9 protein-coding genes are annotated in these 11,926 nt (G+C 71.1%); 2 read left to right on the plus strand and 7 right to left on the minus strand.

Going from position 1 to position 11,926, the window contains the following annotated elements:
* Positions 1–1,745 (plus strand): SpoIIE family protein phosphatase (locus ACWCYO_RS38505; RefSeq protein ID WP_449786799.1); only part of this gene is annotated, 1,745 nt, incomplete at its 5' end.
* A 37-nt stretch (positions 1,746–1,782) separates the two neighbouring features.
* On the opposite strand, the gene ACWCYO_RS38510 is transcribed toward ACWCYO_RS38505, so the two are convergent.
* From ACWCYO_RS38510 to ACWCYO_RS38540, 7 genes are all read right to left on the minus strand, one after another.
* Positions 1,783–2,865, minus strand: coding sequence for a PP2C family protein-serine/threonine phosphatase (locus ACWCYO_RS38510; protein WP_449786805.1), 1,083 nt, complete (start codon positions 2,863–2,865; stop codon positions 1,783–1,785).
* Between the two features lie 396 nt (positions 2,866–3,261).
* Positions 3,262–3,528: a Txe/YoeB family addiction module toxin gene (locus tag ACWCYO_RS38515; RefSeq protein WP_449786800.1), complete on the minus strand. Its 267-nt coding sequence runs from the start codon at positions 3,526–3,528 to the stop codon at positions 3,262–3,264.
* Complete coding sequence (locus ACWCYO_RS38520; protein WP_449786801.1) at positions 3,525–3,794, minus strand: type II toxin-antitoxin system Phd/YefM family antitoxin; 270 nt, start codon at positions 3,792–3,794, stop codon at positions 3,525–3,527. The genes ACWCYO_RS38515 and ACWCYO_RS38520 overlap by 4 nt, the downstream gene beginning before the upstream one ends.
* A gap of 533 nt (positions 3,795–4,327) precedes the next feature.
* On the minus strand, positions 4,328–5,749 hold the full coding sequence (locus ACWCYO_RS38525) for an arylsulfotransferase family protein (RefSeq protein ID WP_449786802.1): 1,422 nt from the start codon (positions 5,747–5,749) through the stop codon (positions 4,328–4,330).
* A gap of 950 nt (positions 5,750–6,699) precedes the next feature.
* A complete protein-coding gene (locus ACWCYO_RS38530) occupies positions 6,700–8,415 on the minus strand; it encodes an alpha/beta hydrolase (protein WP_449786803.1) in 1,716 nt (571 codons plus the stop codon).
* An 87-nt stretch (positions 8,416–8,502) separates the two neighbouring features.
* Positions 8,503–9,768 carry a sensor histidine kinase gene (locus ACWCYO_RS38535; RefSeq protein ID WP_270145963.1) on the minus strand — a complete coding sequence of 422 codons (1,266 nt, stop codon included), beginning with the start codon at positions 9,766–9,768 and terminating at the stop codon, positions 8,503–8,505.
* Positions 9,765–10,430: a response regulator transcription factor gene (locus ACWCYO_RS38540; protein ID WP_270151137.1), complete on the minus strand. Its 666-nt coding sequence runs from the start codon at positions 10,428–10,430 to the stop codon at positions 9,765–9,767. Before ACWCYO_RS38540 ends, ACWCYO_RS38535 begins: the two co-directional genes overlap by 4 nt.
* A gap of 34 nt (positions 10,431–10,464) precedes the next feature.
* Between ACWCYO_RS38540 and ACWCYO_RS38545 the strand changes: the two genes are divergently transcribed.
* Positions 10,465–11,619 carry a serine hydrolase domain-containing protein gene (locus ACWCYO_RS38545; protein ID WP_449786804.1) on the plus strand — a complete coding sequence of 385 codons (1,155 nt, stop codon included), beginning with the start codon at positions 10,465–10,467 and terminating at the stop codon, positions 11,617–11,619.
* Positions 11,620–11,926 lie beyond the last annotated feature (307 nt).

The raw sequence follows: 11,926 nt of genomic DNA on the forward strand, positions 1-11,926 counted from the left end.
CCGAGCTGCGGGCGCTGGCCGGGCAGGCCGAGGCGGCCCGGGCCCGGCTGCAGCTGATCTACGACGCCGGGCTGCGGGTCGGCACCACCCTGGACGTGGAGCGGACCGCCCAGGAGCTGGTCGACGCGGTGGTGCCGCGCTTCGCGGACTTCGCCACCGTCGAGCTGGCCGAGGCGGTGCTGCGCGGTGACGAGCCGCTCCCGGGCACGGGCGTCGCGGGAGGCCCGCGGATCCGCCGGGTGGCGGTCGGCGGCATCCGCGAGGACTGGCCGTTCTACCCGGTGGGCTCGCAGATCAGCCCGCTGCCCGGCACACCGGAAGAGACCGCCCTGAGGAGCGGGCGCGCCGCGCTCGCCGCCGACCTGCGCCGGGCGCAGGCCTGGCGGGCACGCGACCCGCGGACCGCCGACCGGATCCTCGCGTACGGGGTCCACTCGCTGATCTCCACGCCGCTCAAGGCGCGCGGCCTGGCCCTGGGCACGGCCACGTTCTGGCGCGCGGGGGAGTCCGAGCCGTTCGGGAAGGAGGACGTCACCTTCGCCGAGGAACTGATCTCCCGCGCCGCGATCAGCATCGACAACGCCCGCCGCTACACCCGCGAGCACCGGATGGCCGAGGCGCTGCAGCGCAGCCTGCTGCCCCGCGGACTGCCCGAGCAGAGCGCCCTGGAGGCGGCCTACCGCTACCTGCCGGCACTGCACAGGGTCGGCGGGGACTGGTTCGACGTCATCCCGCTGCCCGGCTTCCGCGTGGCACTGGTCGTCGGCGACGTCGTCGGCCACGGCCTGCACGCCGCCGCCACCATGGGCCGGCTACGCACCGCCGTCCTCAACTTCGCCGCCCTCGACCTGCCCCCGGACGAGCTGCTCGCCCGCCTCGACGAACTGGTCGCCCACCTCGACCAGGGCGAACCCGTCGAAGACGACGAGACGGGGACCGTCACGGGCGCCACCTGCCTGTACGCGATCTACGACCCGGTCTCCGGACACTGCGCCATGGCACGGGCGGGCCACCCCCCGCCCGCCCTGGTACACACCGACGGCAGCGTGGAGTTCGTCGACCTGCCCGCCGGCCCGCCACTCGGCGTGGGCGGCCTGCCCTTCGAAACCACCGAACTCCAGCTGGCCCCAGGCACCCTCCTGGTCCTCTACACCGACGGACTCGTCACGAACCGCGAGCGCGACCTGGAGACCGGACTCGCCGCGCTGCTCCGCTCCCTGGCGCAGGCCCGTGCCGACGCATCCCCCGAGGAGATCTGCCGGGCCGTGTTCGACGCGCTGGTCCCGCCGCGTCCGAGCGACGACATCGCCCTCCTCGTCGCCCGCACCCGCCTGTTCGAGCCGTCCCAGGTGGCCACCTGGGACGTGCCGTACGAGTTCGCCGCCGTCTCCCGCATCCGCAACGCATGCGGCGGACAGCTGACCGTCTGGGGCCTGGAGGAACTGGGCTTCACCGCCGAGCTGATCCTCAGCGAGCTGATCACCAATGCCCTCCGTTACGGCGCCGAGCCGATCCGCGTCCGCATGCTGCGCGACACCAGCCTGGTCTGCGAGGTCTCCGACGCCAGCAGCACCGCCCCCCACCTGCGCTACGCCGACGCCACGGACGAGGGCGGCCGGGGCCTGTTCCTGGTGGCCCAGCTGGCCGCACGGTGGGGGACCAGGTACACGGCCCGCGGCAAGGTCATCTGGTCCGAGCAACCGCTGACCGCACCCGAGTTCCAGTTCGAGGCGATGCTGCTGTAGGGCGGGCCTGCGTGGTGGAGGTGGTCTCGCTTCCTGATCAGGCGACACGGGGAGGGCGGTGGCGCCGGGTGACCACCAGGATGGCCATGTCGTCGTTGCGTTTGCCCTCGGTCCAGTGGCCGACGTCTTCGGTGAGGGCGTCCACCACTGCATCGGGGTCACTGAACCGCCTGCGCATGCGCTCCGAGGCGAGTGGATCGTAGAAGGTCCCCCGCTTGTCCCGCGCCTCGGTGACACCGTCGGTCACCAGCAGCAGCGAGGCCCCCGGCGGCAGCCGCACGACATCGGCAGGCGCGGGGCCGTCAGGAGTGAGATCGCCCAGCCCCAGGCCGAGGGGCAGCTGCGGGACGGCCGGATCGAGCCGCACGAGCTGTCCGTCGTGAATCAGGTACGGGGGCGGATGCCCGTGGTTCACCAGGCTCAGTGTCTCGCCGTCGGGGGACACCTCGGCCAGCACGGCGGTGATGAAGCCCTCCATGGCGGGCACCGGGCCGTGTCGGGCGGTGTCCTTGTTCACCGCCTCGTCCATCCGCTGTCCCAACGTGACCAAGGTGGGAGCGGACTCGGCCTCATGACGGAAGATTCCGATCGCGATCGACACGGCGGCGACGGCCGCAATGCCCTTGCCCCGCACATCGCCGATGATCATCCGCACCCCGAACGGCGTCTCCTGCACTGCGAAGAAGTCACCGCCGATCCGTGCCTCGGCCTGCGCCGCCGTGTACCCCGCAGCCACGGCCAGCGGCCCGACCACCCCCGGTGGCTCCGGGAGTACCGCCCGCTGGACCCTCTCCGCGACGTCCCTGGCCAGTGCCAGATCGCGCCCTTGCCGCACGATCAGCCGGTTGATTGCGAGAGCCAGCACGCCGATCACGCTGACCACGGCGAGATCGACGAGCAGTGGTGTCGCCGGGCGCCCGCGTTCGAGGTCCACCGACGCCGAGACCACGCACGTGACACACACGACGGCGAGCGCGGAGCGGAAGGAGAGTGTGGCACCCGCGATGAGCGGTGCGGCTGCCAGCAGCGGGAGTCCCGTGTACGGCTGAGGCGCGAAACGGTCCAGCAGGAGGCCGGCCACGAGGACCAGCGCCGCCAGCATCCACGGCACCTTCGCCAGCGTGGGTCGCAGGACTTTCACGGTGCATCTCCCGTCCCGGCCGATCAAGGCCCAGAGCGCAGGCTTCGGCCACCCTGTCACATCACGGACTCACCCGATCTTTCGGACACGCTGATGGTCGCTGGCGGGGCTCGCCACCCGAAACCGGGACCACGGGACGACGAAGGCGGAGGATACGAGATTCGAACTCGTGAGGGGTTGCCCCCCAACTGTTCGTCCGGGAGTCCGGGGGCGTTCGTCAGCGTCCTGACCTGCGACGAGACGACCGACGGACGCCCACCCGGACGGCTGTGAACACAGGCGAATGCAATCGGAACTGCAACCACCCGGCGCTCCTCTCCGCGAGGTCCGACATGCGACGTCTCGGCTCGATGTCAAAGCGCAGCGGTAGAGGCTCTACTTGCTGTAGTGGTAGCGGCAGGCGACGACACAGACAGTGTCGGCTTGCTCGTCGAGGACGTAGACCAGGCGGTGCTCCTGGTCGATCCGGCGGGACCAGGCCCCAGCGAGCTCATGGCGCAAAGGCTCGGGCTTGCCGATGCCCTCGTTGCCGTTGCGGCGGACGTCGTCAATCAACTGGTTGATGCGCTTGAGGAGGCGGCGGTCGTCCGCTTGCCAGGACAGGTAGTCGTTCCAGCCGCGCTCGGTGAACTGGACCTTCACGCGGTCTGCTCGGTGGGGCCGTCGGGGTCGATCAGCTCGCGGGCCTGGACGCGGCCTTCCCGGTATTCCTGCAGGGAGCGACGCAGGTGATCGGCGTTCGCTGGGGAGCGGAGCAGGTAGTCGGTCTCGCGTAGTGACGCGTACTCGGCGAGGGAGACGACGACCAGCGGTTCGTGGCCGGCGCGGGTGATAACGAGTTCTTCGGCGTCGTTCTCGACGGCGTCGAGCGCGGCGGCGAGGTTGCCGCGGAGTTCAGTCGCACTCATCGTCTTCATGCTGTACATAATAACGTACACCCCGCGCCTTGCTCTGCCTTGGCGCTGCGGGGGCTGGGTATCGCTTGCCTCGACTTCATGATCGCGTCGCCTTCGGCCTCTGCGCTCCCCGGAGGGTCGGCGGACTCATCTGGCATGTGAAGAGGGGGTCGGAGGGCGGGTCGGAGTCTCTGGAACCCAGCGTGGAGACTGCTGATGGGGCTGTGAATGCAGAAGGGCTGCACCGTCGGAACGGTGCAGCCCTTCTAGCTGCGGAGGATACGAGATTCGAACTCGTGAGGGGTTGCCCCCCAACACGCTTTCCAATTCTCCTCGGCACTGTCCGGTGGCGTTCGCACGCATTCTGAACTGCGGTCATCCTGCTGCCGGGGTGGCGACTGAACTCATTCGGACGACGATGAACGAGACCGGAACCGAGACCAGGCCGGGGCTGCTGTTCGACAGCCGCGGCGATGCTGCCACCGATAACGGACCGAGAGCGGTCCTTCCCGCGGAGTCCGACTTGGTGTCGATCACACCCCCCGTCAACCGGAGCGGGTCACGACGTGGGACGTCCCGATGACCTCCCCCTTCGCGTTCAGCGCCCTCACCTGGAAGTACGGTCCCGGGTTGTCCGTTGTGACGGCCGTCTCGAAGCCGGTCCGGCCGGCGTGGTCGACGACCACCGACAGGGACCGGGCGTCCGGCCCGGCGAGCACCTGCCACGCCTTGGTCTCCGTTGAACCGTTCCAGGAGGCGTAGACGATGCTTCGCCCACCGCTGCCGTCGCGCGCCGCCGCACTGGGCGGATACCACGGCTTGCCGACCCACTCGTGGCGGAACGCCCGGTACGAGATGTCGGAGCCCGGCATCATGGCGTCGTAAAGCAGGTTCTTCGAGCCGTCGCCCTCGGTGTTACCGGCACCCCTGTACTCCGAGTAGTACGACTCCTGCCCCCACCCGACGAACTCGTTGCCGTTGGTGAGCGCCTGGGTGTCTCCCTGGGACGCCGCGTACAGCCCCGGTGCGTGGTAGTAGGTCCGCGCCGCGGTCGCGCGGTGGTTGGGGAGGTCGAGGTCGAGGATCAGGCCGTGCGACTGCTGTTCGGGGGTGCCGTCCGGCTGGTTGCAGCAGCCGTCGTCGAACATGCTGATCCGGTTTCCCGGCCGGAACCGGGCGTGGTGCTGCCAGAAGAAGTCCGCGTTCGGGCCGAAGCTGAAGTCGCTTCTCTTGCCGCCGAGTTGCCAGCGGATGGCGCCCGTCTGCCGCGCGACGTCGTAGACCGCCCAGAGGTTTCGGGCCGAGATCAGCAGCTGGCCGTCGGGGCCCTCGTCGATCGAGTTCACGTGATAGGCGTCCCACACCCCGCCGGACGAGGACGCCGAGGAGGCCGACACCTCGGAGTCCGCCGGGTTCACGTGGTCCAGGACGTCCCACGAGAAGACGAGCTTCCCGGTCGCGAGATCGACCTCCTGGACCTCACTGTCCTCGATGGCCCCGTCCTTCGGCCCCCCGAACGGGGTGAGGTCCATCGGGACCGGCTTGGACGCGATGAACAGCGCGGTCCCCCGGCGCGTCAGGAGGAACTCGTGGAAGTCCGGGTAGAAGCCGTGCCGGGCGAAGACCGTCCTGAGCAGGCGGTAGTGGTCGTCGTAGATGTAGTAGCAGCCTCCCGGCTCGGGGGCGCCGCCGGGCAGGTTGGTGTAGTACGGGGGAATCGCGATGGTCCCCTGCCAGAACGTCAGCACCGGCTGTGTGCCACCGGTCCGGGGGTTGTGGTAAGTCTGCACCCGGAAGTCGCCGTTCTCCAGGTTCGCGACGGGAAGCGGGCGGAACCAGACCGGATCGCCGGAGTCCTCAAGCATCAGCGCCCCGGTCTGGCCGACCGGCTGGGTGAGGTTGTACGGGGCGACGAAGACGTCCCCCGGGGCCGTGCCCGGTTGTCGAGTGGTCACGGTGACCCGCATGGGATGCAGCTTCGGCGCGGACACGAAGCTCCACACGTCGCTGCCGGAGGTGATCGGCGGCGGTACGCTCGTCGCCGGCGGGGCGGGCCGGGTCGCGCACTGGGCACGGTCCCATCCCATCAGGTCGGACGCTGCGGACGTGCCTGCCCCGAGCGAGCCGAGTGCCCCAGCCGTCACCATCACCGTCGCGGCCGCCATCCACCGGTGCCAGGCACCCCTAGCTGCAGGCACGTCCGTCCTCCTTCTGCTGCTCACCCGCACGGAAACGGAGCGATGGCCGCACGGCCTTGGCCGTCCTGCCCGGAAGCGATGGGAAGCCAGCGCCCCACACGAGGTTGTACGGGCCCGCGGCCTTCGCCTCAGAGGACTTCGCCCTTGGTGACCGGTATGGCCCACAGATGGCACCCGAACAGGCCTGGCGACCGGCCGGTGGCCGAGCGGTCCCGCCAGGCAGGCTGGATGATGCCCCGCAGTGTCCTCATCCGGCAGGTGGCCAAGGACGCCGACGGGGACGACTCACAGGCCCCCGAAAAGGCCCGATGAGAGGAAAACTGATGCGGGACACGACGACTGTTCGTCCGGCTGTCCGCCGGCGACCGTGGGCGTCCGCTGGTCAGCGGGGTGGCACGGCTTCGCGGTCGAGGGTGCGCTTGATCACGCGGATCCCCTGGTCGACCATCTCGGTGATGGGCTCCCGGAGGCTGCCCGGCGTCACGTCGATGACCTGAGGTGGAGTAGCCCGCTGGTCGAGCTCTGAACGGCCCTGGACGGGGGTGAATGCAACCAGAACTGCAACCAGCGCAGGGTGGCGCTCACCTGGCGCCTCACTGCTGTCGGGACCTGCGCGGTCGGATGCTGCCGAGGTTGATCAGCGACGTTCCCGCACAGCCGGTCCTTGTACGCCGCCGCGCTCTCCAGAGGATGGCGGTACGGGCTGGCATGTCCCAGTGTTAACAGGACGTTCCGGCGGGCACGGGTGCGAGGTGGATGAGGTAGCGGTCCACGGCGTTGGTGACGCAGCTGTTGCTGCGTCCGTAGGCGGTGTGGCCCAGGCCGTCGAAGGTCAGCAGCATGCCGCCGGGGAGTTGGGCGGCGAGGCTGCGGGCGTCTTCGTACGGGGTCGCCGCGTCGCCGGTGGTGCCGACCACGAGGACGGGGGGCAGACCGTCGGCCTTGACGCGGTGTGGGGCGGTCGGCCCCGCGGGCCAGGTACGGCAGGGGAGTTCGGCCAGGACGGTCGAGGCGCCGAAGGCACCTGACTCCTGGTGGGCGCGGTCAAGGACGTCCCAGTACGCCTGCGGGTCGGTCGGGTGCGGTACGTCGAGGCAGTTGACGGCCAGCAGGACGTCGGCGGTGTTGTCGCGCGGCGCCGGATTCGAGGAGTCCGCCGGGGCCGGGGCGGTCGAGTCGGTCGAGCTGTCGGGGACGGACGGGCTGTCGGAGCCTTCGCTCTGCAGGGACGCGCTCTTCCTGGCGATGGCGGCGAGCTTGGTCCCGTCGCCCCGGCGGGCGGCGCTCAGCCCCTCGGACAGCTCGCGCCACTGCTCTTCCGGTGTGTACATCGACATGGTGACGGCCGTGTGCAGGGTGGCCTCGTCGAGCCCCTCGGTGCTGCCCTTCACCGGGAGCGGGCGGCGCGCCACCTTCGCGTACAGGTCGGCCACGAGCGTGCGGATCCCGTCCGGGGTGTCGGCCGGGCAGTTCGGTCCGGCGACGTTCGCGCAGTTGTCCGCGTAGTCGTCCACGGCCTTGCGGAAGGCCCGTCCGCTACTCAGGGCTTGGGCGGACCAGTCCAGCGAGGGGTCTACGGCGGCGTCGAGGACCATCGCGCGCACGCGGTGCGGGAACTGCTCGGCGTAGACCGTGCCGAGGTAGGTGCTGTACGACCAGCCGATGTAGGTCAGCCGGTCCTCGCCGAGGGCCGCCCGCAGGACGTCCAGGTCGCGGGCGGCGTCCAGGGTGCCGAGGTGCGGCAGCAGGGCGCCGCTGCGGGCCCGGCAGTCGGCGGCGGAGCGGTCCGCATCGGCCAGGGCGGCCCGGCGTTCGGCGTCGGTACGCGGGAAGAGCGGCTTCGGTGCGTCCGCGTTCGCGCCACCGGTACCGCCGGGAGGAGTGACCGCAGGAGCGCCCGGGGAAGGGTCCGCCGGAGTGCAGTCGACGGCCGGCTTGCTGCCGGCGACGCCACGCTGGTCGAAGCCGACGACGTCGAAACGCGCCCTCGACTCCTTGCTGAAGGACTCGATCCCCCCGGACGTCAGGTGCCGCACTCCGGAGACGCCCGGGCCGCCCGGGCCGAAGACGAGCGACCCGACCCGCTGCGCCGGATCGGCGGCGGTCTTCCTGGCCAGCGGCAGGACGAAGGTCTTCCCGTTCTGCGGTTGGGCGTAGTCCATCGGGACGGTGAGCGTGGCGCACTCCAGCTCGCCGCAGCCGCTCCAGGTGAGCTTCTGCTGGTAGAACGGGCGCAGCTCGGCCCGGTCGGCCGGCTCGGTGCTCGCGGCGGGCGGCGCGGCGGCCGCCCGCGGGGCGTCCGTGCCGGTCGGGGCGCAGCCCGTCAGGGCACTCGCGCCGAGCACGGCCACTGCCGCCGCCAGGGCGCGCCCCGCCCCGGCACAGCGGCCCCGGTCCCGGTCCGTGCTGCGTATCCTTCGAGCGAATCCGCTCACTTGCTGCTCCGTCCTGCCTTGCGTGTTTCCGTGCAGCAGGGAGCTTGGCCGAGGGAACCTGAGGCTTCGGTGAGGACGGCGGGGCGGTCAGGGCCGCGGGTGCACGGGGACGCGCAGCAGGAAGCGGGCGCCGCCGCGCTCGCTTGCCGTGACGGTGAGCGATCCGCCGTGCGCATGGGCCACCCAGGCGGCGATGGACAGGCCCAGGCCGCTGGAGCCCGCGCCGCTGTGGAAGCGTTCGAAGAGCGAGTGCGCCCGTTCGGGCGGTACGCCGGGCCCCGCGTCGTCCACGGCCACCGTGCCGTCCGCGCTCACCGTGACCTCGACGTCGGCGGCTTCGCCCAGGGCGTGGCCGTGGGCGAGCGCGTTCCCGAGCAGGTTGGCGACGGCCCGGCGCAGCAGTGCCGGGTCGGCGCGGACGATGACCGGTTCGGTGCGGGTGCGCACCCGGTGGCCCTCGGCCGGGGTGTCGGTGACAACGGCGTCGACGAGCTGGTCGAGGCGCAGCGGTTCGAGGTCGAGGTCGACCACCCCCGCCATTAGCCGGGCGCGGGTGAGCAGGCCCTCGACCAGCTCTCCCATGCGGGTCGACAGGCGCAGGGTGCGCCGGAGGACCTCGGTGGGTTCGGCCTCGCCGCGCAGGCCGGTCTCGGCGAGCAGTCGCAGTGAGGCGGCGGGGGTGCGCAGGTCGTGGGCGGCATCGGCGAGGAATGCCTCCTGCTGGTCGAGTGCGGCGAGCGCGGGCCGGACCGCCCGCCCGGCCAGCAGTCGGCCGGAGAGCGCGGACAGGCCGATCAGGGCGGCGCACGCGGCCGTGATCTCCAGTGTCAGCCGGTTGTGCGCGCTCTGGTGGGCGGAGATGTCGGTGGCCGCGACGACGACACCGGTGAGACCGTCCTCGTCCGGTGGTGCGAGGAAGGACTGGGCGAACAGCCGTACCGGGTGGCCGCCCTGGTCGTGCGAGGTGGCACGGGCGGTGCCCGGAGCGGCGGCGGCCTGCGCCACCGCCATGACGGCTGCGGGCGCTGCGATGGCACAGGGCCGGTGTGCCTGGGCGGCCACGGTGAGGCGGTCCGGCGGCCCGGTCAACAGGGTCACGGCCGGGCAGTCGTAGCCGCCCTCCTTGGGGTCCGGGTACAGCAGCGCGCCGTCGTCACCGACCCGAAGTTCGGCGACGGCCTCGCGCACGCGCGCCGTCAGGTCGGCGTCGACCTGTCCGCGCCAAGACGTGTCGTCCGCGTGGACGGCGAGAGCGGCCATGCCGATCAGGGCAGCGGCACTGGTCAGGGTGAAGAGCAGCGCGATGCGCCGGCGCAGCCTTCGGATGCGGCCCGCCGGGGTCGGCGGTCTCACCCGTCCGACTCCCCGTCCAGGCGGTAGCCGACACCTCGGACGGTGTGGATCAGCGGCGGATCGCCGATCTTGCGGCGCAACTGGGAGACCAGTACCTCGACGACGTTGGAGTTGGGCTCGGTCAGCTCATCCCAGCAGCCCTCGATCAGTTCGGCGCGGCGCACCGCCTCTCCGGGGCGGGCGGCCAGCATCTCCAGGACAGCGAACTCCTTGCCGGTCAGGCCCAGCAGCACGCCGTCACGGTGCACCGTACGGCGGGCCGTGTTGATCTCCAGCCCGCCGCAGCGGTGGACTGGCGAGCGGGGGGCCTCGACCCGCCGGCACAGGCTGCGCACCCGGGCCACCAGCTCCGGCACGGCGAACGGCTTGACCAGGTAGTCGTCACCGCCGGTCGCGAAGCCCTCCACCCGGTCGGCAACGGTGTCGCGGGCGGTGAGGAACAGCACCGGGACGGTATGCCCGTCGCGTCGCATGCCCTGGACGTACTCGGCGGAGTCGCCGGCCGGCAGCATGCGGTCGAACACCACGCAGCTGTAGTCGTTGACGAAGAGCGCCTCGTCCGCGGCTGGAAGATCGCATGCCTCGTCGACGGCCATCCCACCGCCCCGCAGGGCGGCCACGACCGCGAACCGCAGATCCTCGTCGTCCTCAACCACCAGCACTCGCACGCCGGGCATGATATCGGCCGGTTCGTCCATGCATGTCCGGCGGTGGTCCGCACCATCTGGCGAAGCGTCGGCGGCCTGCTCCGACCGGACCCAGCTCCAGCGCGACGCCGATGCGATCACCGCAGTCGGCGCCACGGGAGTGCAGGCCCGCCTGGTCACCTCCGGCGGCCGGAGCCTGACCGCCACCAGTGGTGTCGCGGACCTGAGGGTCCGACAGCCGGTCTCTCGGAACGGCTACTTCCGGATGGCTAGTGTCACCAAGGCGTTCGTGGCCACCGTGACCCTGCAACTCGCCGGTGATCGCAGGCTCTCCCTGGACGACTCGGTCGACCGCTGGCTGCCCGGCGTGGTGTCCGGAAACGGCAACGACGGTCACGCGATCACCATCCGCGAACTGCTGCAGCACACCAGCGGCATCCACGACGACTACCCGGACTACGCCTCGGCGGCGGACTTCCAGCAGCACCGGTACGACAGCTACACGCCCGAGCAGACCGTCGCCCGGGCGATGCGCCACCGCCCGGACTTCCCGCCCGGCAAGGACGGGAGCTGGAGCTACTCCAATACCGGTTACGTCCTGCTCGGCATGATCATCGAGCGGGTCGCCGGGCACTCCTGGCACGAGGAGGTGAGGGACCGGATCGTCCGGCCGCTCGGCCTCGATCACACCTTCTGGCCGGGTACTTCACCCACGCTGCCCCGGCCGCACGCGGAGACCTACCAGAGCTTCGAACCCGGCGAGCCGCTCGTGGACGTCACCGAGCAGGTCGGCCAGGGCACCAATGGAGAGGCCGGGCTCGTCTCCACCACCGCCGATCTCAACCGGTTCTTCCGCGCCTTGCTCGGCGGCCGGCTCCTGCGACCGGCGCAGATGGCGCAGATGCAGCAGACCATGCCGGTCGGCGAGGAGTTCGAGCGGCTCCTGCCGGGCGCCCGTGACGGGCTGGGGCTCTTCTCACGCCCGCTGTCCTGCGGCGGGGTGTACTGGGGCCATGAGGGCGGTGATGCCGGCTGGATCACCGCCACCGGGGTCCCCGCTGACGGCCGGCGCAGCGTCGTGGTGTCGTTGTCGGGCGTCCGCGCCAATTCCACGCAGGATGTCCTGCACGTGGAACAGGCCGAGACCAAGTTGGTTGACGACGCCCTGTGCGCGAACCCGGACGCCGGCCACCAGCGGCCTTGAGGTCCTCCGCAGGTCGCGGGCACGGGCCACCAGCGCGACGGCGGGGCGATGCCGGGGAAGGTGTCGGTAGAGGCTCGGCCGATGGTCACCGCCGGGTCGGCGCCGGCGGAGGAGAGGTTGACGGCGGTGGCCCAGAGGCCGCCGCCGAGGCCCGGATTCGCGACTGAGGCCAAAAACTGAGGCCACGGAACAGAAGAAGGCCCCGACCGGGAACCTTGGATTCCAGGGGTCGTCGCAACACCACTTGGTTTTAGGTGGTGAGTAGATCACGTAGACGCTCGGCTGGGGTATCCCAGTCGAGCGTCTT

The sequence above is a fragment of the Kitasatospora sp. NPDC001683 genome, assembly GCF_053596495.1.